This is a genomic window from Aeromicrobium piscarium (assembly GCF_007421815.1).
Lineage (GTDB): Bacteria > Actinomycetota > Actinomycetes > Propionibacteriales > Nocardioidaceae > Aeromicrobium > Aeromicrobium piscarium.
Genome location: NZ_VLNT01000015.1, coordinates 1 through 24,204 on the forward strand (window position 1 = coordinate 1; position 24,204 = coordinate 24,204).

Annotated in this window: 20 protein-coding genes; 12 read left to right on the plus strand and 8 right to left on the minus strand. The window is 63.9% G+C overall.

The window, feature by feature from the left end:
• The first annotated feature begins 273 nt into the window (after positions 1 to 273).
• The 4 genes from FNM00_RS14690 to mobF all read left to right on the plus strand — a co-directional run bounded on the left by FNM00_RS14690 (position 274) and on the right by mobF (position 7,640).
• The gene (locus tag FNM00_RS14690; protein WP_143914306.1) at positions 274 to 1,527 is read left to right on the plus strand and encodes a hypothetical protein; all 1,254 of its coding nucleotides are present in this window, start codon (positions 274 to 276) and stop codon (positions 1,525 to 1,527) included.
• 521 nt (positions 1,528 to 2,048) lie between these two features.
• On the plus strand, positions 2,049 to 2,837 hold the full coding sequence (locus tag FNM00_RS14700) for a hypothetical protein (RefSeq protein ID WP_143914308.1): 789 nt from the start codon (positions 2,049 to 2,051) through the stop codon (positions 2,835 to 2,837).
• Between the two features lie 402 nt (positions 2,838 to 3,239).
• The gene (locus FNM00_RS14705; RefSeq protein ID WP_143914309.1) at positions 3,240 to 4,025 is read left to right on the plus strand and encodes a hypothetical protein; all 786 of its coding nucleotides are present in this window, start codon (positions 3,240 to 3,242) and stop codon (positions 4,023 to 4,025) included.
• A 54-nt stretch (positions 4,026 to 4,079) separates the two neighbouring features.
• Positions 4,080 to 7,640, plus strand: a complete 3,561-nt coding sequence (gene mobF / locus FNM00_RS14710) for a MobF family relaxase (protein ID WP_246065192.1) — start codon at positions 4,080 to 4,082, stop codon at positions 7,638 to 7,640.
• Between the two features lie 128 nt (positions 7,641 to 7,768).
• Here mobF and FNM00_RS14715 read toward each other — a convergent pair whose 3' ends face one another.
• Positions 7,769 to 8,152, minus strand: coding sequence for an ArsR/SmtB family transcription factor (locus FNM00_RS14715; protein ID WP_246065193.1), 384 nt, complete (start codon positions 8,150 to 8,152; stop codon positions 7,769 to 7,771).
• Between the two features lie 216 nt (positions 8,153 to 8,368).
• On the opposite strand from FNM00_RS14715, the gene FNM00_RS14720 reads away from it, so the two are divergent.
• Positions 8,369 to 9,082: a M23 family metallopeptidase gene (locus FNM00_RS14720; RefSeq protein WP_221933759.1), complete on the plus strand. Its 714-nt coding sequence runs from the start codon at positions 8,369 to 8,371 to the stop codon at positions 9,080 to 9,082.
• Positions 9,083 to 9,178: 96 nt separating this feature from the next.
• On the opposite strand, the gene ccsB is transcribed toward FNM00_RS14720, so the two are convergent.
• The 3 genes from ccsB to FNM00_RS14735 all read right to left on the minus strand — a co-directional run bounded on the left by ccsB (position 9,179) and on the right by FNM00_RS14735 (position 12,476).
• Positions 9,179 to 10,108 (minus strand): c-type cytochrome biogenesis protein CcsB, encoded by a 930-nt coding sequence (ccsB, locus tag FNM00_RS14725; RefSeq protein ID WP_143914312.1) that lies wholly within the window; start codon positions 10,106 to 10,108, stop codon positions 9,179 to 9,181.
• Complete coding sequence (gene resB, locus FNM00_RS14730; protein ID WP_143914313.1) at positions 10,105 to 11,691, minus strand: cytochrome c biogenesis protein ResB; 1,587 nt, start codon at positions 11,689 to 11,691, stop codon at positions 10,105 to 10,107. The genes ccsB and resB overlap by 4 nt, the downstream gene beginning before the upstream one ends.
• A gap of 191 nt (positions 11,692 to 11,882) precedes the next feature.
• The gene (locus tag FNM00_RS14735) at positions 11,883 to 12,476 is read right to left on the minus strand and encodes a DUF5134 domain-containing protein (protein WP_143914314.1); all 594 of its coding nucleotides are present in this window, start codon (positions 12,474 to 12,476) and stop codon (positions 11,883 to 11,885) included.
• A gap of 191 nt (positions 12,477 to 12,667) precedes the next feature.
• Between FNM00_RS14735 and ctaD the strand changes: the two genes are divergently transcribed.
• The 3 genes from ctaD (at position 12,668) to FNM00_RS14750 (ending at position 16,914) form a co-directional block, all read left to right on the plus strand.
• Complete coding sequence (ctaD, locus tag FNM00_RS14740; protein ID WP_246065194.1) at positions 12,668 to 14,362, plus strand: aa3-type cytochrome oxidase subunit I; 1,695 nt, start codon at positions 12,668 to 12,670, stop codon at positions 14,360 to 14,362.
• 189 nt (positions 14,363 to 14,551) lie between these two features.
• On the plus strand, positions 14,552 to 15,796 hold the full coding sequence (locus FNM00_RS14745) for a M23 family metallopeptidase (RefSeq protein WP_185973173.1): 1,245 nt from the start codon (positions 14,552 to 14,554) through the stop codon (positions 15,794 to 15,796).
• Positions 15,797 to 15,942: 146 nt separating this feature from the next.
• Positions 15,943 to 16,914 carry a cation diffusion facilitator family transporter gene (locus FNM00_RS14750; RefSeq protein ID WP_246065195.1) on the plus strand — a complete coding sequence of 324 codons (972 nt, stop codon included), beginning with the start codon at positions 15,943 to 15,945 and terminating at the stop codon, positions 16,912 to 16,914.
• A 178-nt stretch (positions 16,915 to 17,092) separates the two neighbouring features.
• Here FNM00_RS14750 and FNM00_RS14755 read toward each other — a convergent pair whose 3' ends face one another.
• On the minus strand, positions 17,093 to 18,091 hold the full coding sequence (locus FNM00_RS14755) for a DNA-processing protein DprA (protein ID WP_143914317.1): 999 nt from the start codon (positions 18,089 to 18,091) through the stop codon (positions 17,093 to 17,095).
• A 399-nt stretch (positions 18,092 to 18,490) separates the two neighbouring features.
• Here FNM00_RS14755 and FNM00_RS14760 point away from each other — a divergent pair, with 399 nt between their 5' ends.
• A complete protein-coding gene (locus FNM00_RS14760; protein WP_143914318.1) occupies positions 18,491 to 18,841 on the plus strand; it encodes a VOC family protein in 351 nt (116 codons plus the stop codon).
• On the opposite strand, the gene FNM00_RS14765 is transcribed toward FNM00_RS14760, so the two are convergent.
• The 3 genes from FNM00_RS14765 to FNM00_RS14775 are packed head-to-tail and all read right to left on the minus strand — an operon-like array spanning position 18,842 to position 22,400.
• Positions 18,842 to 20,902, minus strand: a complete 2,061-nt coding sequence (locus FNM00_RS14765) for a xanthine dehydrogenase family protein molybdopterin-binding subunit (protein WP_143914319.1) — start codon at positions 20,900 to 20,902, stop codon at positions 18,842 to 18,844. It lies immediately after the preceding gene.
• Positions 20,899 to 21,888: an FAD binding domain-containing protein gene (locus FNM00_RS14770; RefSeq protein WP_143914320.1), complete on the minus strand. Its 990-nt coding sequence runs from the start codon at positions 21,886 to 21,888 to the stop codon at positions 20,899 to 20,901. Before FNM00_RS14770 ends, FNM00_RS14765 begins: the two co-directional genes overlap by 4 nt.
• Entirely contained in the window at positions 21,885 to 22,400 is a 516-nt protein-coding gene (locus FNM00_RS14775; RefSeq protein WP_143914321.1) for a 2Fe-2S iron-sulfur cluster-binding protein, read from the minus strand. Before FNM00_RS14775 ends, FNM00_RS14770 begins: the two co-directional genes overlap by 4 nt.
• A 134-nt stretch (positions 22,401 to 22,534) precedes the next feature.
• On the opposite strand from FNM00_RS14775, the gene yhfZ reads away from it, so the two are divergent.
• From yhfZ to FNM00_RS14790, 3 genes are read left to right on the plus strand one after another with little or no spacing between them, the layout of a single operon-like run.
• Positions 22,535 to 23,449 (plus strand): GntR family transcriptional regulator YhfZ, encoded by a 915-nt coding sequence (yhfZ, locus tag FNM00_RS14780; protein ID WP_143914322.1) that lies wholly within the window; start codon positions 22,535 to 22,537, stop codon positions 23,447 to 23,449.
• A gap of 15 nt (positions 23,450 to 23,464) precedes the next feature.
• Positions 23,465 to 23,845 (plus strand): PRD domain-containing protein, encoded by a 381-nt coding sequence (locus tag FNM00_RS14785; protein WP_143914323.1) that lies wholly within the window; start codon positions 23,465 to 23,467, stop codon positions 23,843 to 23,845.
• On the plus strand, positions 23,842 to 24,201 hold the full coding sequence (locus tag FNM00_RS14790; RefSeq protein ID WP_143914324.1) for a DUF2620 family protein: 360 nt from the start codon (positions 23,842 to 23,844) through the stop codon (positions 24,199 to 24,201). The genes FNM00_RS14785 and FNM00_RS14790 overlap by 4 nt, the downstream gene beginning before the upstream one ends.
• Positions 24,202 to 24,204 lie beyond the last annotated feature (3 nt).

A 24,204-nucleotide genomic window follows, 5' to 3' on the forward strand; every position in this document is an offset into this window, starting at 1 on the left:
TACCACCGGCAACGCCCCCAGGACTCACTCGGCGGGTTGACCCCCATCGAGTACGAGGACAAGATCACCACCAACGCAGCAGCCGCTGCCTAAACAACAACTGTCACCCGCGGCTGCATCACGCCCAAGGTCGCCGCCGAATACGGCACCACCTGGCAGCACTACGCCGCTCTCGACCACCAACCACGCCGCCGCATCTCACCGGCTGAGAAGCTCGCCGCTCAAGTCGGCGGGACGTCAGGTCATCTCGCTGGACTCGACCTCTGAGGCCACGTGCTGCTCACCGATGTGTTCGAGTGGCTTCACCCCTCGATTCGTTTCGGCCTGTTCTGGGCCTGTCAGAATCTGAGGATGGATGAGTTGCCCGGCTCTGCCGACGTGGCAGCGCGCCTACGGATGACGGCGTTGCGAGGGTTCGGGCCCGACCTTGACTCCACGCATGGTGTTCCCTGGGGGCGAGACAACGCCCGGATCACGATTCCTTGGAGCGACTGTCCCATCCCGGCGGTGCTCAAGCTCGCACTATCGCTGATCGATCTGGAGGTCTGCGGTCCTGGCGAAAAGGTCGCGTGGTGGGTACCGTTCGTGTTTGATGGGCACCGCTTTGAGCTTGCCCACCAGAAGTTCGGCCTCCGGCTCCGCCTCATGAACGACGGCCTCGAACCTGAGCGAGTGGAGTCGCTACTGCAGGCCGTCCGGAAAAAACTGCTCGCATCAATGCGCATCGTGGAGAAGGCCGTCAACCGAGCCTCTGGAAGCATCCTAGACGCCGGGGACGTGACAGTGATCAACCAACATTCCCGACTACAGAAGGCATACGAATACTTCCGCAACCGCGCTATCAACCCGACCAGGGTGGAGGACCAGAACACGACCTTTGGCGAGATCGGAAGTCCGGAGGGATTCTTCTACTCCTTCGTAAGCGGGCGAGCAGTGATGGAGCTGAACGCAACGCACGACATGGTTGCCGCCGTCATCGCTTACATCAGCAGACTGGAGCACGACTTGGTGTTGGCGCTTCCGTTCGTCGGGTTCGACGCGAGCAAAGATCACCTCGCTGACTTCATCGGGTCGCGATGGGGACTTAAGTTCGAGCGCGTGCTCGGACCGTCCGGCGAAGCGAAGACCTATCTGAATCGTCTCGGCGCGGTCGTGGAACGTTGGCGGAATCCCTACGCGCACGGTGGCTTTGAGAAGGGGCACGGTTCCACCGTGTTCGTCCACGTTCCTGGAGCTGGTGCGCTGCCGATCGGTCTCAACACGATTCGCGCTAAGCCGTTCTTCTCGTTGGCCAACGCTAGCGAGCTCGCAATCCGGGACGTATTCGCGCTCTTCGACGAGGTCGACGCATGGCTCGCGAACACGTTGCGTCATGCCAGCAAGTGGATCGACTCAGGCCTCGCCGTGCGGTTCGACGCGGAATTTTGTGCCACGATACGGTCCGTCGCAGACAAGGACGACAGGTTCGACGCCTACCTGAGCTACATGGAGTATCAGCAGGACACGATCGACAATATGGACTACTGAGCCACGAGGGGCATCGAAGTTGGCCCTTCGAAATCGTCAACCATGTTCACGTCAGGGCGCCAGTTAACGATGACAAATCGCATCAGGCGCGATTCGTCATCGTTGCTGATCCACGTAGATCTGGCATCCAGAGGGCGCTTTGGAGTTGGGATAATTGAGCTGACCAGGACGCGGGATGGAGGGAATGCACATGACTGTTGCGACCGTGAGCACGAGGTGGGACATCGAGGAGCATGCAAACGAGGATGGCCGGCTGAGTACCGGTCTGCGAAAGAAGCACAGGCAGTTCCGCCAGCTCATCGTCTCGGGCGACCTTGATTTCGACGTGCCCGATAAAGCGCGATTCCTCTCTAACGACCGACCTTCATGCCTCGTCGGCTAGTCCGATCATGACAATGAGTGGAGAGTCGCCCACGATGGGGCCTTACAAGCTTGCAACGGCCGGGCTGCGTGACCTCGCAACGACCTGGGATGCTCTGGCATACCGGTGCGGAGACCCGCCGTCCGCATCGAGCCCCTGCATGTATGAGGCAACGCTGCTGCCGCCCGAAATCGCCGCCCCGGAACAGCTGACGCGGGCCGTTGCCAATGACGCCGTCCTCTACGTGACCGCCGCAACGCAGCAGTTGCGTTCGCTTGCTGCCCTCGTTGCGCTCGGCTCAGAGATTGTGCTCACCGGCTGGTCGGTGACGAGGACCCTCGCGGAGCACTGCGGTCGCGCCGCATGGCTGCTGAGTCCCGACGTCACACCGACCGGTCGCGTCGCCCGGTTCTACATGGAGCGGATCGTCAGCATACACATGGCAAGGCTGGCCGCTGAGAAGATCGGCGAGCGGGGATACGCCAAGGAACTGAAACGAGAGCGCGAAGTGATCCTGGCCCAAGCCCGCCAAGTGTTCCCTGACATCGATCTGTTCACAGTCGAGAAACTAAATGATTGGGAGGTCGGCGGCGAGCCGTACGCCGGCCTCAGCAAGGTCCTCAACCTCTTCGGTGAATCCCACCTTGATGCAAACGGTCTCTACGACACGCTCTCATCCTTCACGCACCCGTCTCTTCACCGCCTCCGCGCCCAAACCCAGATCAAACAACTCGATGACCGCGTACACCATGCCTTCGTCGCAGAACCCGATGTCATCCACTGGCAGCTCGCGACTGCCAGCATGTGCGTATATGGGGCAGCACAACACGCTGTCGGCTACCTGGACATCGACCCAGCACTACTCGAAGAATGGGCCGATCGTCATCCGCGGCTGCTCAAGTGGGCACGAGAGACTGAAGAAGCAGCCGAGCAGACAACCGAAGATTAACCGTCCGACTCAACGGCTCAGTCACGCTTGAAGCTGTTCGCTCCACTTGGATACACACCTGTACCGATAAGAGCCCACGATCGAACCCAGAGGCGACGCTAGGGCGGGCGCAGAACCGCCGTAGGTGAGACGACAGTCTTTGGGATCTCATGCGAGTGGGGCGCCAACCTTGACCATCGGCGCCCCACTCAAAGACCTGGGTGCGGGACGAGTCCCGCAGTGACACCTCGTACTGCCACGATGGAGGCAGTCCCAGGAGTTGCGTGCCCGTCTTCCATTCGACCGGAGAGAAGGGCTAGCCCGACAAGACGGGCAACACTAGAATCGCACATATCTGATGGAAAGGGAAACATGACGTCCCTCGTTGCATGGGTAGGCGCAGACACCCGAGGCCCTGCATCCTTGAACATCGCCACAGATAGCCGCATCAGTTGGACAAGCGGAACGTCCGTATCTCATTACTGGGATCAAGGAAAGAAGATCTTCGCCTCAAAGACGGCGCCGCTTGTTGTGGCCTATGTCGATGACGTGTTGTTTCCGACGCTTGTATTGCCAGGGTTGATCGATCGTATCGACCGGCAGGTTTTTCGCTCCGATGGAGCCGCGGTCGACGGCGTTCTTTCGGTGTTGAGACATGGATGGCGTAGCTATCCAGCAGCCGAGCGACGACCGGTGACGTTCTACGTCGGGTACCGGACGGGCGAGGGTATGACCGCAGTCTTTCGGCTCGTCCAACTATCAGTCGACGAGTCCGGTGACTGGGAAGTGTCAGACCAGCCCATTCCAAACCAATCAGCTTGCCTTAAGGTCGACGGTTCGGGGAGGAGCGCTATTACGATCGCCTTGGATAGCTGGCAGTTGAGCAGCGCAGCGAATACAAGCCGAGCCGTCTTTAGCGGATTCGTCGATGCAGTTGTCTCGGGCGTGGACCCTAAATCTGGAGGTGCCCCGCAACTTGGCAGCCTCTATCGGGTTGGACCTGGGCGTCTTCTCGGAATTGTCCATAACGAAGAGCGCTACTTCGCCGGAGCTCGACTCATCGGTGACGAGGAGGTCGAGCATGTCGAGTGGCGTAACTCCTTGTTTGAACGCACCGATGGCCGCAGAAAGTCGAGACTTCCTCACGCACAGGCGCAACCACGGCCAGAAGAGATGAAGAAAGCACCGCCCCAAGAGACCGTCTCCTGATAGCGAATCGCTCTCGCATCCATCGGCTTCGCCAACTCTGCACACCTGAAAGGTGTGACGGTCTCGATGCGGGTCATGTCGGCGGGCAGTGGCTACAAGTACCTGTTGAAGTCGGTCGTTGCCGGTGACGGCGACCGGTCACTCTCGACGCCGCTGACGCGCTACTACGCCGAGGCGGGCAACCCGCCCGGCTTCTGGATGGGCTCGGGCTTAGCCGCATTCGGTGACGGCCAGCTGACCATAGGAGCGCAGGTGTCCGAATCGCAGCTCCAGCTGCTGATCGGGATGGGCTGTGATCCGATCACCGGAGATCCGTTGGGGCGGGCGTATCAGCGGTTCGCGTCGGTCGCCGAACGGGTCGAGCGTCGCATCGCGGACCTCGACCCCGCGCTTAGCGCGGGCGAACGATCCGAGCAGGTCGCTCAGATCGAGACGGAGGAGACCAAACGCGGCACCCGACGAGCCGTAGCGGGCTTCGACTACACGTTCAGCGTTCCCAAGAGCGTGTCGGTGCTATGGGCTGTTGCCGACGTGGGCACCCAGGCATTGATCGCAGACGCGCATCATTCCGCGACTGCTGAGGTGATCGAGTTCTTGGAGCGCGAGGTTGCCACGACCAGGGTCGGTGCCACAGGGCCGGATGGAGCGGTGGCGCATGTTGACGTCGCCGGCGTCGCGGCCACCGCGTTCGACCACTACGACAGCAGGTCCGCTGACCCTCAACTGCACACGCACGTCGTCATCAGCAACAAAGTGATGACCGTGCAAGACGGGTGCTGGAGAACGCTGGCTGGTCGTCCGATGCACCAAGCGGTGGTTGCGCTATCCGAGTTGTACAACGCGGTTCTGGCCGATCACCTCACCCGCAACCTCGGCGTAGCTTGGGAGCAACGCGACCGCGGCCGAGACCGCAACCGAGCCTGGGAAATCGTCGGCGTCAGCGAGGAGCTGGTCGACGAGTTCTCCACTCGTTCGCGGCATATCGAGGTCGAGAAGGACCGACTCATCGCCGACTACGCGCATCAGCACGGGCGCCAGCCATCGGCGAGAATGGTGCTGAAACTGCGCGCCCAGGCCACCCTCGCCACCCGCCCAGACAAACAGGTGCGGTCGTTGGCTGACCTCACTGCCGAGTGGCGCCAGCGTGCCACCAGGGTGCTCGGGCAGGACGCCACTGGCTGGGCGCGCACCGTCATTACCGGCAATGATCCCGTTGTGGTGTTGCGGACCGATGACGTGCCACTCGACGTGGTCGGCGATGTCGGTCAGGCCGTGGTCGAGGCTGTAGGGGAGAGGCGCTCGACCTGGCAGCGTTGGAACTTGATGGCCGAAGCGAGCCGTCAGGTCATGGGATGGCGGTTCGCCAGTACAGCCGATCGGGAGGCGATCACCGGCATGATCGCCGACGCCGCCGAACAGGCTTCGCTGCGGCTCACCCCTCCCGAACTCGCATCGAGCCCGATCCGATTTCAACGCGCCGACGGCACGACCAGGTTCCGGCCCCAGCACTCGACCGTATTCTCCGCCGAACACTTGTTGAAGGCCGAGGACCGGCTACTCGACCGTGCCAACAACACCGCTGGTCCAACAGTGGACCTGAAGACGGTGGAACAGTTCAGCTCCCGCCCCGATCGTGAAGGACGAAGGCTCGGGAACGACCAGGCCGCCGCGCTTAGCGCGATCGCCCTGTCCGGGCGGGCGATCGACGTGCTAGTCGGCCCAGCTGGTGCGGGCAAGACCACCGCCATGTCGGCATTGCGCAGAGCGTGGGAGAAACAGCACGGCCCCGGCTCGGTGGTCGGACTGGCGCCCTCTGCGGTCGCCGCCGACGTCCTCGGCGATGAGTTGGGGATCGAGACCGAGAACACTGCCAAATGGTGGCAGAGCCACATCATGTATGGCACGACATTTCAGGCCGGGCAACTTGTCATCATCGACGAAGCCAGCCTGGCCGGCACCATGTCCCTCGACCGGATCAGCGGCCTGGCAGCCGACGCTGGGGCGAAGGTGTTACTGGTCGGCGACTACGGCCAGCTCCAATCGGTCGATGCGGGTGGGGCGTTCGCGATGCTCGTCCACGACCGCTCCGACGCCCCCGAGCTGACCGACGTCCACCGTTTCACCCACGGCTGGGAGAAGATCACCTCGCTCCAACTACGTCACGGGCGACCCGAGGCGATCGACGCCCTCATCAAACGTGGCCGGGTCACCGGCGGCGAGGAAGAGGACATGATCGACGCCGCTTACACCGCCTGGCGGCACGATATCCAGGCTGGGCGGGCGTCGATCCTCGTCGCCGAAACCCACCAGATCGTGACCGCGCTCAACCAGCGCGCCCGTGTCGATCTGATTCTTGGCGGCACAATTGACCCAGCCCGAGAACTGGCTCTGCGCGACGGCACCGGAGTGTCCGAGGGCGACACGATCATCACCCGCCACAACGACCGCCGGCTACGCAACCGTCGGACCTGGGTCCGCAACGGCGACCGCTGGACCGTCACCCGCATTCGCGAAGACGGCTCGATGATGATTCGCCCAGTCGGACGAAGATTTGGCGGCGGAATCGTGCTCCCGGCGGACTATGTCGCCGAGCACGTCGACCTCGGCTACGCAGTCACCGCCCATCGGGCCCAAGGCATCACCACCGACACCGCCCACACCGTTGTCACGCGCACCACGACACGAGAGAACTTCTACGTCGCCATGACCCGGGGTGCCGACCGCAATCACGCCTACGTCGGAGTCGACAGAGAGGATCATGAACACCTCGAACCACCCATCGGCGACGGCCCCGAACAGATGGCCCGCGCCGCGCTCTACGGCGTGCTCGACCACATCGGCGCCGAACTATCCGCGCACGAGACCATCACCGCCGAACACGAACGATGGGGCTCCATCGCCGAACTCGCCGCTGAGTACGAGACCATCGCCCAAGCCGCCCAACACGACCGCTGGGCATCCCTGCTGGCAGAGTCCAATCTCACCGACGACCAAGTCGCCGACGTCCTGGCCTCCGACGCCTACGGCGCCCTGTCCGCGGAACTGCGCCGAGCCGAAGCCAACAGCTATCACCTCGACCGACTGTTCCCGCGTCTCGTTGCTGCTCGCGGCTTCGCTGACGCCGCCGACGTCGCGTCAGTTCTGCACGCCCGCCTCGCCAAAGCCACCGCCCTTCCAGCAGGCTCTGGCCGCAACCGCAAGACACCGCGTCTCATCGCCGGCCTCATGCCCTATGCGGACGGCCCCATGACCACCGACATGCGCCGAGCTCTCGACGAACGCCACGAGCTGATCGAACAACGCGCCGACGCCGTACTCGACGCTGCCTTAGCCGACAAGGAACCCTGGACCACCCGGCTGGGGGAACAGCTCACCGACAAGAGAGAGGCCAAGCGATGGCGGCGCAACGCCCGCATCATCGCCGCCTATCGCGATCGCTACCAGATCACCACCGCCACGCCCCTCGGCCCCGACCCAGAAACCACGGCCCAAAAGATCGACCACGCCCGCGCCGAGGCAGCTCTGTGGCGTACGCGAGCGATTGCCACGAGAAAGGGCCCGGATAGCCGTGAACGGCCTCCGGTGGAACACGATCAGGTTGGACCACGACTGTGAAGCAGCAGCGATCGTCATGGCTCAGCTGACGAAGGAGACCCCAGCGGGAGGGTCGAGCGGTCCGAACTCTTGGCGAAGCTAGGTAACTGTCGAACCCTGTTATGCCCGCTACCTCAGGTGGACTGGAGTCAGGCGCTTCGGAACGTGTCAGTACCGTGCACTGGGCACAACTTGACCGCCTCGCCGGTCAACGCCAGCATCCTTTCTGCCGCCGAGAGCAGGTCGATGAGGGCTTCAGGATGCTGGAGCGAGTAAACCGAGGCCCGTCCCACCGGCCGTGACGTCACCAGGCCAGCGTCCTTCAGGCACGCCAAGTGCTTCGACACGGTGCTCTGCGACAGACCCAGATGCTCCGTCAAGTCAACGACACGGTGTTCGCCGAGTTGCAGATGCTGAAGAATCACCAACCGCGACGGGTCGCTGAAGCCGTGAAACAGGCATGCCGCGGCCTTCATGGCCTCGGCTTCACCAAACTGCTGCTCCGCCTCAGGGCTAGTGATTCCCATCGTCATATCTCGATGATATTCGATGCAAGCGCTTGATTCCAGGGGTGCATGCGTTACTCTCGACCAAGTCCATTGCGATCGCGGAGTCTTGACGCCGCGTTTGTTCTTGACCGATACGGAGACTGGGTGAAGCCGACAGCGCAACGTCGTGGTGCGGGTCGAGCGACCTCTGATCCCGCCGGCGGTAAGCGAGTCGCACCGAAGAAAGAATCCCGATATGGCGTGCGCGTCGCGCCTGCAATCGCTGGCTTGGTCGCGATGTCGGCAGCAGGCTTCGGCACAGTGACGGTCGGCGACAGCCAAGACGACACAGTAATGTCAAGCGGCCCGCGCCAGACCACCGACCGATCCTATGCCGGTGTGGACGCCGGCAGCACCGACGGCACCGACATCAGCCGAAGCTTCAACCGGCAAGTCTACGAGGAGCAGCGCACGACTCAGGAAGAGCAGCTGGCGATCGTAGCTGCACAACGCCAGCAAATCGAGCAGGATGTGGAATCCTACGCCGAACAAGTCGCCGACCAATGGGTCATCCCGGTCACTGGCTACCGTCTAACGGCCCGATTCGGCCAATCCAGTGGCCTGTGGTCTAGCGGGCAACACACAGGCTTGGATCTTGCCGGACCATCCGGCACCACTATTGTCGCTGCGGCGAGCGGCACGGTGAAGACCGCAGGGTATGACGGTGCCTATGGCAACAAGACGTCGATCGTGCTGGACGACATCGACCCCGGCAACCAGACCGAGATGTGGTACGCGCACCAGAGTCGAATCGTGGTCGAGCCAGGGCAGAAGGTCAACGCCGGTGACGTGATCGGCTATACCGGGGCGACGGGGAATGTCACCGGCCCACATCTACACCTTGAGGTACGCCCAGAGGGCGGGGAGCCCGTCAATCCGGAAGAGGCGCTTCAAGAGCATGGGGTTCGTCCCTGACGGCCAGTTCTTGTCTACACCGGGCACCCTTACAGATTCGTCTGAGTCACGGACCCTGATATTGATGTATCGAGCGGTTTCTGTGGGTTTTGGGTCTTACTTGGCGTAGGAGTGCAGGCCGGAGCCGAACAGGTTCACGCCGTAGTAGCTGAACAGGAACGTCACGAAGCCGATCAGGCAGAAGATCGCCGCCCGGCGACCCTTCCAGCCGGCGGTGGCACGCGCGTGCAGGTAGCCGGCGTAGACGACCCACGTGATGAAGGCCCAGACCTCCTTCGGATCCCAGCCCCAGTACCGGCCCCAGGCGTAGTGCGCCCAGATGGGCCCGGCGATGAGCGCGCCGAACGTCCACAGCGGGAACGCCATCGCGTTCACCCGGTACGCCAGCTTGTCCATGACCGCGGCCGCGGGGAGCCGGCGGAGCACCGCTCCGACGTTGCCCTTCGCCTCGGCCCGGGCGCGGATCAGGTACAGCACTGATGCGGCTGCGCCGACCAGGAAGAACGCCCCGGCGAGCATGACGGCGCTGACGTGGATCTCGAACCAGTAGGAGTCCAAGGCGGGCACTAGCGGGCCGGCTGGAACATAGGTGGATAGCGACATGCCGAGCATCACCAGGCCGAAGGCGGCGACGACTCCGCCGGCCCACTGCACCTGGTACTTCCAGACCAATGCCAGATAGGTGAGGAGTGCGACGGCCACGCCGACGAGCCCGAACTCGTACATGTTGCCCAAGGGCACCCGTTCGGCGGCCAGGCCCCGGGTAATGACGCTGGCGACCAGGAGCGTCGCGGCGAGGATCGTGAGGGTCACGCCGACACGTGAGAATCGTTCTGTGACTGGTGCCTCGTCCTCAACTGGGGGAGCAGGTGGTGTCGGTCCGCTCGTCACGAGCTCTTTTTCATCGCTGACGACCTTGCGGGCGAATGCCCACTCGGCGACGTGCGCGACGAACGCGAGTGCGAGGACGCAGGTTGCGGCCACCATCGCATAGTTCGAGATCTGTGCGTACTGTTCGAGCCTCATGTCTGTGTCTCCTTGAGGTTGTTGGATGTGGGCAAGGCTTGTTGCAGGTCGCGCAGGAACGCATCGAGATCGATCGGAGTCTCGTCACGGGGCACGCGATCGAGCACGCCGACGTTGACCGAGGTGAGCGTCCTGCCAGCCTCATCGGTACTGGTGGTCGCTGTGATCCAGGTGCGTCGTGGGCGGACCATCAATGAGGCCATGAGTCCGATCAGTCCGACGCTCACGCCGACGAGGGGCAGCGATTTCGCTGGAACATCGGCGATCTGGAATCGGGCAAACCGCTGCAGATCAACGAACTCGATGCTGCCGCCGCCAGGCAGGTCCTGCACCTGGCCGGGGCTCAAGCTGATGTTGAACGGCTCTCCGTCATCGCCGAGCACCTCGGTCATCTGCTCTTTCTGAAGTGTGTACACCGACTGCGGGGTGCCATCGTCAAGCCCGAGATCGCCGCTCCACATCCGCAGCCCGACCACCGGATTCACGGCACCGGGATACACGGTCCTGGTGGGCGCGTCGTCACCAGTCGAAACAGCGGTTGGCATGAAGAATCCCTGGAAGCCCAACTGCTCGGGTGCAGCGTCGGGCACCTTGACGACGCCTTCGGACAGGTAGGTGCCATCCTGCGGCAAGAAGATCACGGCATCGTCGAACACGACCTCACCGTTGGCGTCGGTGACACGAATAACCGGGGCATAGCCCTGGCCGATAAGGAAGACATCGCCGCCGTCCAGTGATAACGGGTTGTTGACAACGATCTCGTAGTTCTGTGGCTCGTCGCCGGGCCGCTCCGTGTAGGTGACGTCGGCCTGGAACAGCCGTGGTGCTCCCATCTGAGGACCACTGGAGTGGAACTCCGCGATCATGCGATCGACGGTCAACCCAAACGGTGGAAGGTTGTCGGGATCATAGAGTGGGCCAGAGTTGAACTCGTCGTACTGGCTGAGCGTGTTGGAGAAACCATCGCCTTCGGTGACCATGACAGCCCCGCGGTAACTCCACAACGCACCGATGGCTACGCCGACCAGGACGACCAGGATGCTGCAGTGGAAGACCAAGTTGCCCAGCTCACGCAGGTAGCCCTTCTCGGCTCGCAGCTCGGTGCCGTTCCCGGTCTGGACGACATCGATGCGTGCGCGTCCGAGCATCTGTCGTCCGGCAGACACGACCTCATCGACCGAGGCCGTGGTCGTGAAAGAGCCCGATCCGGGCAGACGGGCGAAGTTGCGCGGCGCTCGCGGGGGACGAGCACGTAGGGCTTTGGCGTAGACGCCGATGCGCGGCACGATACAGCCGACAAGCGAGAGCATGAGCAACAGGTAGATGGCACTGAACCACGGCGAGGAGTACACCGAGAACATGCCGATGGCGTCGAGGACTGGCGCGAGAGTCGGATGATCTTGAAAGAAAGCCTGGACGGCCCGTGCGTCGACTCCGCGTTGCGGAACCAATGAGCCGGGCACCGCCGCCACGGCGAGCAGAAGCAGCAAGAACAACGCCGTGCGCATGGAGGTCAGCTGCCGCCACATCCACCGAACGAACTGCCGCGGTGTCAGCTCCGAGGCCTGCGTCGAGGGATTCATGGCGAGTCTTTCGATCGAGATATGCCGTGGTGACCACGTGCGGCCGGCCGGTGCGTGGTGAGGGGATAGTTCCGGTGTGGCATGGGAGCTCCGTAGTGGTTGAAGAAAGGTAGAGGGGAACCTGCGGTCCGTGACTCAACAGTGAGTCGTCGGGGAACCCGAGGATCGCCTGCCAAGTACCGGCCCCAGCCTCACATCGCGAGTAACATCGCGATCATGCCGCCGGCCATGATTGCGTGACACAGCGAATGCAGCCGATGCCCGCGGGCCACCAGCGTCCGGTAGAGCCACCAAAGTGCTCCCGCCGCGCACAATGCGACGACCACCCCGTTCATGGCATCGACCCATGCGGTCGCCGCGGTCTGAAGAGTGTCATGGTCCTGACCGCCTGCCATGTTTGAGGAGTGTTCCCCGGTGCCGTTAGTCATCAGTAGCGGCATCGCCGCGAGCATCCAGATCATCGCGATGTTGAGGACGACGTGCCCGGCGGTATCAATCCAGCTGGTCGTTACGCGAGAGTCGAGAAAAGCCCACACCAGGGCGAAAGCGAAGACCATGAATACGAGGATCTGTAGCCAGCTACCGGCGCTTGGGATGGTCGACCAGATCATCAGAACCATCGCCACACTCATCACCGCGTGGTTGATGTCCACTAGTTCTTCACTCGTGCGAGTGTTCCCGGCTGCAGCGGTCTGCCTCCGAATGGCGACATAGTTGCCTACGCACACTGATGCGGTGAAAAGGAACGCGACGGTCAAGATGATGTTCCACGGCGGGGAGAGCATCCGCTCATGTTACTCTACGGATTGTAGAATAAGATCGTCTGGGCAGGGCACCGATCGTCGCCTTTTGATCTGGCTGCGGTGTTGCTTCATGTCAGTAGGTTCCACGAAGGAGAGGGCTGATGGCCACCACAGCGGCGTTCGAGGAGGCTAAGCAGTCCGAGCTCCCGGCGTCGGTGCGGCGTGAGCGCAACATGGGTCAGAAGGTCGTGACGCTTCTGACGACGACCGATCACAAGTTGATCGGCAAGATGTATCTCGCGACGACGTTCGTCTTTTTCATCATCGGCGGCGTGATGGCGTTGATCATGCGCGCCGAGCTTGCCCGCCCGGGTACCCAGGTGGTCGGCGACGAGACGTTCAACCAGCTGTTCACGATGCACGGCACCGTGATGCTGTTGATGTTCGCGACGCCGCTGTTCTTCGGTTTCGCGAACCTGGTGGTGCCGATCATGATCGGCGCGCCGGACGTCGCCTTCCCGCGGTTGAACATGTTCAGTTTCTGGATGTTCCTGTTCGGCAGCCTGATCGCGTTGTCCGGGTTCATCGTGCCCGGTGGCGCCGCGAGCTTCGGCTGGTTCGCCTATATGCCGTTGAGCGATTCGATCAACTCTCCGGGCATGGGCGGCGACCTGTGGGTGATGGGCCTGTATATGTCGGGTCTGGGCACGATCCTCGGTGGCGTCAACTTCATCACCACCATCTTCACGATGCGGGCACCGGGCATGACTATGTTCCGGATGCCGATCATGGTGTGGAACACCCTGGTCACCAGCCTGCTGGTGATCATCGTCTTCCCCGTGCTGGGGGCGGCCCTGTTGGCGATTGCCGCGGATCGCATGCTCGGTGCGCATGTTTTCGATGCCGCGACGGGTGGACCGATTCTGTACCAGCATCTGTTCTGGTTCTTCGGCCATCCCGAGGTGTACATCATCGCGCTGCCGTTCTTCGGCATCATCACCGAGGTGCTGTCGGTGTTCAGCCGCAAGCCGGTGTTCGGTTACGTCGGCCTGGTGTTCGCCACGTTGGCGATCGCGGCGCTGTCGGTGGCGGTCTGGGCGCACCACATGTTCGTCACCGGCGCGGTCAACTTGACTTTCTTCTCGTTCATGACCTTGTTGATCGGTGTTCCGACAGGTGTGAAGTTCTTCAACTGGATCGGCACGATGTGGGGCGGTTCCATCTCCCTGCACACGCCGATGATGTTCGCCCTGGGCTTCCTGACGACCTTCTTGTTCGGCGGCCTGACCGGCATCGTGCTGGCGTCTCCGCCCCTGGATTTCCAGCTGTCAGATAGCTATTTCGTGGTGGCGCACTTCCATTATGTGGTGTTCGGCACCGTGGTGTTCGCGATGTTCGCCGGTTACTACTACTGGTGGCCGAAGATCACCGGCAAGATGCTCGACGAGAAGCTGGGCAAGATCCACTTCTGGCTGCTGTTCATCGGTTTCCATCTAACGTTCCTGGTGCAGCACTGGCTCGGTGCCGCCGGTATGCCGCGTCGTTACGCCGATTATGGACCGAATGACGGTTTCACCACGCTCAACGGAATCTCCACGATCGGGGCGTTTCTGTTGGGGGCGTCGATGATCCCGTTCATGTACAACGTGTGGAAGTCCCGTAAGGCGCCGATGGTCGGCCTCGATGATCCGTGGGGTTGGGGTCGCACGCTGGAGTGGGCGACGTCCTCCCCGCCGCCGCGGCACAACTTCGTCCGGCTGCCGCGGATCCGTTCCGAGAGCCCGGCCTTCGACCTGCATCACCCAGAGGTGGCGTCGGTGGAGCTGCTGGACAACCCCGGAGAACAGGAAGGAGTCGCCGATGCTCCCGACGTGGATAGACGTGAGGAGGCATTGGGTGACGCGCACGGTGAAAGACCTGATGAGTAGCCAAGGAGAAGGGAATCTCGAAGATCCTGTCTGATCGACCTTGAACGGCCCGGTGCGACGTGAGATCGCATCTGTGGTGCAGGTTCGATTGTGTTCCGCTTGCCGGAATCTTCCCCAGATCGAGGTAACCAGATGATGCATGCAACCGTTCGTAAGACAATGTTCGCGGCAGTATTGACAGTCGGCTTGATGGCCGGGCTCGCTGCACCGCCCGCAATAGCTGACTCTAAGGACGACATCCGGCGTCAGCAGGGCGAGAACGAGCAGCGCCGGTCACGGGCGCAACAGGACCTCCAGCACTCCACCGCACGGTTTCAGGAAGCGTCCTCCGCTCTGAGTGCGGCGACTAGTCAGCTAGAAAAAGCTCAAGATGTTCTTGGACAGACTCGCGGCGAACTCGCCGTGGCGCAGTCCCGTGATGCTGAGTTGCGTGAGGAGCTGACTCGTGCCGAGGCCGATCTAAAGTCCGCTGAAAAACGGGTCGATCTCGCTGCGAGAGAGCTCGACGACTCCGAGTCCGTCGTCGAGCAGTTCGCGGTCGATAGCGTGATGGAGGGCGATCGGGGCCTGCGAGCTTTCAGCGGATTGCTTCAAGGTGAGGCTCCGACGACGTTCTCTGAACGGGTCCAGATGAACGAATCCATTGGCGATGCGCAGATCGCGACCATGCAGGAACTCGATGCGGCTCGGGTGATGGTTGAACTGGAACGTCAACGAGTCGAGGAACTGCGTGATCAGGTCGCGTCACAGAAGCGCGAGGCCGAAGCGAACGTGGTGCGAATGCAAGAACTTACGACCCAGGCTGAAACCCAAGCCGCAGAGGTCAGCCAGTTGGTAGAGACGCGGGAGGTCGCACAGACGGAGGCGAATGCCGCCAAAGCACAGGACGAACAGGCGTTGGCCGAACTCGATGCGGAGCGAGCCGCCTTGGAGCAGCGGATGCGGGCCATAGTTGATGAGGAGTTGCGCAAGGAGCGTGAGCGGCGGGCTCGTGAGGGCGGCGGTGGTGGCCCCGCCCCCGGCGGCGGGGGAGGTGGTGGCAGCGTGCTGGGTTACCCGGTCAACGGTCCGATCACCTCGCCGTACGGAATGCGCCGGCATCCCGTCACTGGCGTGTACAAGCTCCACGACGGCACTGACTTTGGCGCTGGCTGCGGCGTTCCGGTCCGTGCCTCCGCTTCGGGCACCATCGTCGAGCAGTATTACAACTCTGCCTACGGCAACAGAGTCATCATCAACCACGGCGTCATCGGTGGTTCCAACCTCATGACCACTTACAACCACATGTCCGGCTTCGCCGCCAGCCCGGGTCAATACGTCAACCGTGGTGACGTGATCGGCTACGTCGGCACTACGGGGCTCTCCACCGGCTGCCATATGCACTTGATGGTTCTACAGAACGGTGCGACAACGAACCCGATGTCCTGGCTCTGAGAAACGCTGTCTGCTGGCGCGTGCGCTTGACGCAAGTCGCGCAAGTTCCTAGCTGCTGGGTTTGCTTAGTGTGACCTATGAGCGCTATCATCGTAAAATAGCGATGATAGCGCCAGTAGTTCGCTCTTGGAGCTGGCTAGTGAAGAATGTTCGGAGAGAACGGAGCTCCCCTGATGGGTGCAGGACACGACCACGGCCCGGCGGTTGATGATACCGCCGGGGTTCCCGGTGACTATCGCAAAAAGCTGTGGATCGCCTTTGGCATCACGGCCACGATCGTTGTCGCCCAAGCTGTCGGCTCGGTGATCACGGGAAGCCTCGCGCTGCTGACCGACACCGCGCACGCGATCACCGACGCTTCAGGGCTGCTCGTGGCCCTGATCGCCGCGACTCTGATGCTGAAGCCAACTAGTTCCAGGCGTACCTGGGGCTTCCGGCGTATCGAAGTCATCGCTGCCCTCGGCCAGGCGACCCTGCTGCTCGTCGTCGGGTTCTACACTGCGATCGAAGGCATCCGGCGGCTGTTCGAACCACCGGACGTTCCCTCCACCGAGTTGCTCATTTTCGGGATCGTCGGTCTCACCGCCAATGTCATTGCGATCGCCATCCTGTCCTCCAGCAGGGGCGCGAACTTCAATATGCGTGCCGCATTCCTGGAGGTTCTCAACGACGCACTAGGTTCCCTCGGCGTCATCGTCGCCGCGATCATGATCGCCACAACTGGGTTCCAGCGAGCAGACGCCATCGCCGGCCTGTTCATCGCCGCGCTCATCGTGCCGCGTGCGTTCAAGCTGATGCGGGAGACCACCAGCGTGCTGATGGAGTTCACACCCAAGGGTCTCGATCTGGACGAGGTTCGTGCTCACATCCTGGAGCTCGATCACGTCAAGGACGTCCACGACCTGCACGCCTCCACTGTGGCGACCGGCCTGCCCACCATCACTGCTCACGTGGTCGTCGAGGACGAGTGCTTCACCGACGGACACGCCGCCGAGGTTCTCCATGCCGTGAAGCAGTGCGTCGCCGAGCACTTCGAAGTGTCCGTAAGCCACTCGACCTTCCAGGTCGAGACCGAGCACATCAGCGACGACGAACCCGACTCCGTCAAGCATCCCTGACCATTCAGGAACACCGAGACCGGTACGGACTATGAGCCGGTCGTGATGAACAGGGCGACGTGCTCAGGTCCTCGCCGCCTGTGGAATTGGACGCGGCGGCGGGCGAACCGATGTCGCTCCCGCCACGTTTGTCGAGCGGGTCTCAGTAGACCTTGTTGCGACGATTGTCGAAATCGCCTCATAGGTCGCGGTGTTCGATTGGACGATGGGCTTTGAGAGTGCGGCGCTCGGGGGTGCCATATCCGCAGGGACGTGGTGGTTGTCGGTTGGCTGTTGGGGTCGCGCCTAGTTCGGTGATGTCGTTCGCGTTGGTCACCGCCCTTGCTGTTCCGTCGCATAGCAGTGCGTTGGTGCCGCTGCTCATGATCCCGAGCACGGAGCCTGGCACGGCGCCGACGCCTCGCCCTAGCTCGTGGGCTCTGGCGGCAACGGCCAGTGCGCTTGAACGTGGTCCTGATTCCACGACCGTCGTCGCCGCCGACAGCGCGGCCTCGATCCGAGCACGAGCGAGGACTCGTGTCCTGGTGGGTGGCGAACCGGGTGGCGTCTCGCTGACCACTAGCCCTACATCGGCGATGCGCTCCAGCAAACCGGCGTGCGGTCGATCGCCGGTTGAGGCTATCACCGCGATTGTGTGTCCCGCCTCCATCAGTGCCGCACGATGTGCCGCGGCATCGATGCCGAACCCTCCTCCGGACACAACGATTTTCTCATCACGTGCCAGATCTGCTGCGATACCGCCCGCCACTTCTACCCCGTAAGCGGTCCCATCGCGGGAGCCGGTGATGGTGAACCGGTTGTCTAACGAACCTGACAGTAGTGATGCGTGGCCTTTGACCCACAGCAAGTACGGTCTCTCGACACCGAGGTCGTCTAACGAGGTCGGAAAGTCGCGATCGCCGGGAATCAGCGTGCCGAATCCTTCTCGCTCGGCGCGTGCCGTCGTCTCCGCGACCTGTTGAGTGTCGACCTGTCGTGGTAGGTGCGATCGCCAGAGTCGCGCCTCGACCTCGCCCATCCCTGGGACCGTGCCTTCTTCGGTTAGCGCACGGACCGTCTCCACCGCGCCGGCATGCGCGAGCACGCGACCCGTCAAGATGTCACCCGGTTCGACGATGTTCGCCAGGACCATGCGTGCGGACCGTTCATCTGTCGCCAGCGCGCTCAACTCGTTCATCACGGACCCCCTTGTCGGTACCGACAAGGTGAACGAGGCGGTCCTCTGTTAGCGGGGGTGGTGCCGAAGCCGTACCGCCCGCATGCGTTTGCCGGCTGCTCGGCGGTCCCTTTTTCGGTCCCGTTTTGCGGGGAGAGTCCCGAGAATAACCACGTAGCTACACGTAGCTGTTGTATAGTAGTCGTGTCTCAAATTCCCGCAATGACGCAGGATTTTAGACCTCAGCACGGGGTAAACCGTGAACTCGAAGCCATTCAGTTGTTCTAGGTTCGAGTCCTAGTACCCCAGCCACAAGCCTTGGTATTGCGTGGTTGGTCACCGACTTCTGTTCGAAGCATGCATCCTGCCCGACGCCGCGGCGATATCTGGGTGCCCGTGCAGCAGGGTTAGTGTGAACGCATGACCGTGCGGCGCATCGTTCCTGATATCGAGAGCGCCGATGTGCCGGCGTCCGTCGAGTTCTACTCCGGCCTGCTGGGTATGGAGCCCGTCATGGACCATGGCTGGATCGTGACCTTGGCCGATCCTGCCGATCCGGCTCGGCAGCTGAGCGTCGCATCGCACGATGCCTCCGCTCCGGTCGTGCCCGATGTGTCGATCGAGGTCGACGATGTCGACGACGCCTATGCCACGGCCCGGCGACTGGGAGCCGAGATCGTGCATCCGCTCACCGAGGAGCCGTGGGGAGTGCGCCGGTTCTTCGTGCGCGATCCCGATGGGTACGTGGTGAACGTCCTCGGTCACGGCTAGCTAGTCGCCCAGGAGGACCGCTGGTGTGAGGGGAAGGTGGCGCAGCCGGAGGCCCGTCGCGTGGTAGACGGCATTCGCGATGGCGGCCGCCGATCCCACGATGCCGATCTCCCCGGCGCCGCGTGAGCCCATCGGGGTGGCGAGTTCGTCGCTGTCATCGAGCCAGCTCGCGTCCATGTCCTCGATATCGGCATGCACCGGGACGTGATAGCTCGCCAGATCCTGTGTCACCACATGACCGAACCTCGGATCCCGCACACTCCTCTCGTGCAGGGCCATGGACACCCCCATCACCATCCCGCCGAGGAGCTGCGAGCGGACCGTGCGGGGGTTGATGACCCGGCCGATCGAGAACACCCCGCGCATCCGCGGCACCCGCACCTCGCCGGTGCCCGGGTGCACGCGCACCTCGACGAAATGAGCCCCGAAGGAGGCGGCGGTGTATCCCTCGGCCAGTGGGTCCTCCGAGACACCGCCGGTCGTCTGGGCCCCGGCGTCGGGATCCTCGCCGTGCTGTCGGCGGAACATCTCGGCGGCCGCGACGATCGCCGAACCCCACGAGCTTGTCCCGGACGACCCGCCCGCGACCGTCGCCGTCGGCAGCGACGAGTCGCCGATCTCCATCGTCACCCGATCCGGTGAGATCCCGAGCGCATCGGCGGAGATCAACGTCAACGTGGTCCAGGCTCCCGTGCCGATATCGGCCGCGCCGGTGCGCACGGTGTAGCGGCCGGCGCCGTTGTGGCGGATCGTCGCCTTGGTCCCCGGCATCATCACGTGCGGGTAGGTCGCGCTGGCCATGCCGGTGCCCACCAGCCATTCACCGTCACGCCGTACCCCGGGGCGAGGATCCCGGTCCTGCCAGCCGAACTGGCGCGCGCCCTCGTGCAGGCAGTCGACCAGCCGCCTGGAGGTCCACCGATTGCCGGTTGCGGGGTCGCGGGGCGGGTCGTTGCGGAGGCGCAGCTCGACGGGATCGACGCCGGCGGCCACCGCCAGCTCGTCCATCGCCACCTCCAGCGCGAACATCCCCGGGGCCTCACCTGGTGCGCGCATCCAGTGCGGCGGCGGTACATCGAGCGGAACCAGGTGATGGACGAGGCGACGGGAGTCCGCGGCGTACATGCTCGCCGAGATCGACGACGCGTTCTCCGAGAAGCTCCCGACCGGCGACACCTGTGAGAAGGACTCGTGATCGATCGCCGTCAGCGTACCGTCGGCACGGGCGCCGAGGCGTAGATGCTGCTGAGTGGGGGAGCGGTAGCCCACGAACACGAAGCCCTGCTGACGGGTGATCGCATATTTCACGGACCGGCCGGGCACGGCCATGGCACCCAGCGCGGCCAGCACATCGTGGGCGTGAGGTGCCGCCTTGGAGCCGAAACCGCCGCCGACATGTGGCGAGACCACCCGTAACTGCTGCGGCTCCAGGCCGAGCAGTGGCGCGAGCGTGTCGACGACGCTGTGCGGGCCCTGGGTGGCGGTCGTGAGCGTCAGGTGCTGCTCCTCGGCGTGCCAGCGGGCGACCGAGGTATGCGGCTCCATCGGCGTATTGTGCTCCTCCGGTGTGGAGTACTGCTGGTCGATCACGATCTCCGCGTCCGACAGTGCCTGATCGACATCATCGCCGATGGTCTGCGGATCGTCCTCGGGATAACGGTCCGGATGGTCGGTGCGAAGGACGGTGTCGTGCTCCTCCTCGGCATACCCGACCTCGACGAGCGACTGGGCGTATCGCGCGATCTCGGGAGTGGTCGCGATGACGGCACCGATGATCTGGCCGCGGAACTTCACCTCGGGACCTTGCAGGAGTGTCAGCTCGGGGTCCGAGATGTCCGCGAGGCGGGGAGCATTCCAGGGGGACAGGACGGCCAGCACACCGTCCACCTCCTCGGCGGCTGAGGCGTGGAAGGTGTCGATCTTCCCCCGGGTGATCGTGGCCTGCACGGGATAGAGGTACACGGGGTCGGTGAACGGATGCTCGTAGGCGTACCGCGCCGTCCCGGTGACCTTCGCGATGCCATCGACCCGCGCGGTCGAGGTGCCGATCGCGCCGGTCATGCGTCCTCCCCGGTGAGCTCCTCGAGAGCCGCGATCATCATGGTGCGCGCCATCGGCACTTTGAAGGCATTGCCCTCCAAGGGACGGGCGTGGTCGAGTTCGGCCTCAGCGGCCGCCGTGAAGGTCTCGGTGGTGGCGGGCGCGCCACGCAACACCTCTTCGGCGCGATGGGCGCGCCAGGGCTTGTGTGCGACGCCACCGAGCGCCAGTCGCGCGCGGGCGATGACACCGTCCTCGACCACCGTCTCCGCCGCCAGCGAGACGAGAGCGAAGGCGAAGGACGAGCGCTCGCGCGCCTTGCGATAGGTCGACCGGGCGCCCGGCGCCGGCGCGGGGATGCGGATGGCGGTGATGAGGTGACCCGGATCGAGGACCGTGTCCTGCTCGGGGGCATCGCCGGGCAGGCGGTGCAGTTCCTCGACTGTAACGCTTCCCGGACCGTCCGGGCCGAGGAACAGGACTTCGGCGTCGAGGGCCGCGAGCGCCACGGCCATATCGGACGGGTGGACGGCGACGCAATGCTCCGAGGCGCCGAGGATGGCGTGCTGCTCGGTGTGGCCGCCGATGGCGGAGCAACCGCTGCCGGGGACCCGCTTGTTGCACGGGGTGGTCACGTCCTGGAAGTACACACAGCGCGTGCGTTGGAGGAGATTGCCGCCCGTCGTGGCCAGGTTGCGCAGCTGCCCCGATGCTCCCGACAACAAGGCCCGGGAGAGGACCGGATGACGGCTCCGCACGAGCGGATGGGCGGCGAGGTCGGCATTGCGGACATTCGCGCCGATGACGAGGGCGCCGTCGGCCTCCTCCTCGATCGTCGTGAGGGGGAGGTGGGAGATGTCGACCAGGAGCTCTGGCGAGGTGATCCCGAGCTTGAGGTGGTCGACGAGATTGGTCCCACCGGCGAGGAAGGTCGCGCCAGGGCGTGCCGCGACGCTCGTGACCGCCCCGGCCGCGTCGGTGGCTCGTTCGTAGTCGAAGGGATTCACGCGGTACCCTCCTCGGCCGCCTGCTTGACCGCGGCGACGATATTGACGTAGGCCCCGCAACGGCACAGATTGCCGCTCAGCCGTTCCCGGATCTCCGCGTCGGTCAGCGACGGTGCCTCCGCGAGATCGTCGGTGACGAAGCTGGGAGAGCCGTCCGCGGCCTCGGCGAGCATGCCGATGGCGGAGCAGATCTGCCCGGGAGTGCAGTAGCCGCATTGGAAGGCGTCCTGGTCGATGAAGGCCTGCTGCATCGGGTGAAGGCCGTCGTCACCGCTCAGACCGCTCGCGGTCACGATGCTCGCGCCGTCGTGGGCCACGGCGAGCGAGAGGCACGTAGTCACGCGGCGATCGTCCTCCAGCACGGTGCAGGACCCGCATTGCCCGTGATCACAGCCCTTCTTGGGTGCTGTGGACCCGAGGTGATCGCGCAAGGCATCGAGGAGCGTGGTGCGGTTGTCCACGACGATCGCGTGCTCCTCACCATCGACGGTCAAGGCGAGTTTGGACTCCATGGGACACCTTCGGGGCTCGTCGGATCGCTGTCGGGGGTACCTGGCCATTGAATCAACGGAGCCGCGGTGATGCCTCCCGAGAGACCGGCCGTCGGGCTATAGCTAATATCCAGAATATTGGATAGATTGTCGCCATGACCCGGATGCACGTGCTCATGTCGAAGGCCGGTGCCGTGGCGCATCGCCTCGCGCTCGAGCTGTCGGCCGCCTCGGCGGGGGATCGGATGCCGACGGTGCAGGACCTCAGCGAACGCCATCAGGTCGGCAAGGGCACGGTGCAGGCCGCCCTGGCATTGCTGGAGGAAGCGGGCGCCGTCGAGATCCGGCCACGCGGCAAGCTCGGCACCTTCGTCACGAGCATCGACCATCGGCTGCTGTGGGAGCTGGCCGGCGGGTCCAGCGTGTCCGTTGCGATGCCGTTGCCGTACTCGCGCCGCTACGAGGGTCTGGCCACCGGCCTGCACGCCGCCTTCATCGAGGTCGGGGTGCCCCTCACGCTGATGTTCGTCCGAGGAGCCGCCGACCGTGCCGCCGCGCTGCATCGCGAGCGCGCCGACTTCGCCGTCATGTCGAGGCTCGCCGCCGAGGGCGACCCCGAGCTGGAGATCATCCGCGACTTCGGACCCCATACCTATGTCGGCGCCCACGGTCTCGTGCTCGCGGAGGGTCGCGATCCCGAGGATCCCGACCTGCGTGTCGCCGTCGACCCGTCTTCCACCGACCAGACGGCGCTCACCATGGCGCGCTTCCCCCAGCTGCCCGATGACCGGCTCGTCGAGGTCTCCTACAACCAGCTCGGCCGCTACTTCGCCGACGGGTTGGTCGACGCGACCGTATGGAATCTCGACGAGATCGACGCCCACATCACCGTCCCCGTCACCACGCATCCGCTGGACGGCGTCGACACCGCCGCGACCACCTCGGCCGTGATCGCGGCACGCCGCGACGCCGGCTCCACCCCCACGCCCGTCACCCGAGCCCTCGGTGCCGACCTCATCATGCGGTCCGCCGAGGAGGTTGTGGCCGGCCGGCGCATCCCGACCTACTGAGACCAGGAGACCCTGATGGACGACACGCTGCGTCAGCGGCTGGCCCTCTACGAGGCGATGGACGACACCCCCGACGGCGTCGTCGACTTCGTCCGCGAGGAGCTGGAACGACTCGAACCGCAGTTCGACGTCACCGAAGAGTCGGCAGGGGCGCTCACCGCACATCTCATCGCCGCGCTCGGCCGGATGATCCGCCGCGATCCGGACATCGACCCACCGGGTGACACCGTCTACCGCGAGGTCGTCACGCACTTCCCCTCCGCCGTCGCCGATGCCGCCGCGGTCTCGACCCGCGCGGAAGAACGACTGGGCGTCCCCTTGTCGTCGATCGAACAGCAGTACCTCAGTCTCCACCTGGGCACCCTCGCCCTGACCTCTACCAAGGAGCAGTCATGAAGATCATCGCCGGAGGAGTCGCCAAGTCGGAGGTCGCGGACGCGCTGCGACCACTGCTGGGCGACGGCGACACCGTCACGATCGGCACCGATATGGATGCGGCCGTCCAGCTGCAGTCCGGTGCGGTCGACTTCTACCTCGGCACGTGCCACACCGGCGCCGGGGCGAGTCTGGGCGTACTGATCGGCTTCCTCGGATCGCAGCGCACCCACACCTTCGGGCGCTCGCTCCCTTCGCAGGAGCAGATCGACGCCGCCGTCGAGGCGGGCAATGTCGCCTTCGGTTTCTCGATCGACCAGGTGCAGGACATCGTGCCGATGCTGTGGAGGGCCCTCGAGGCCCGTCAGGGGGCCTGAGCC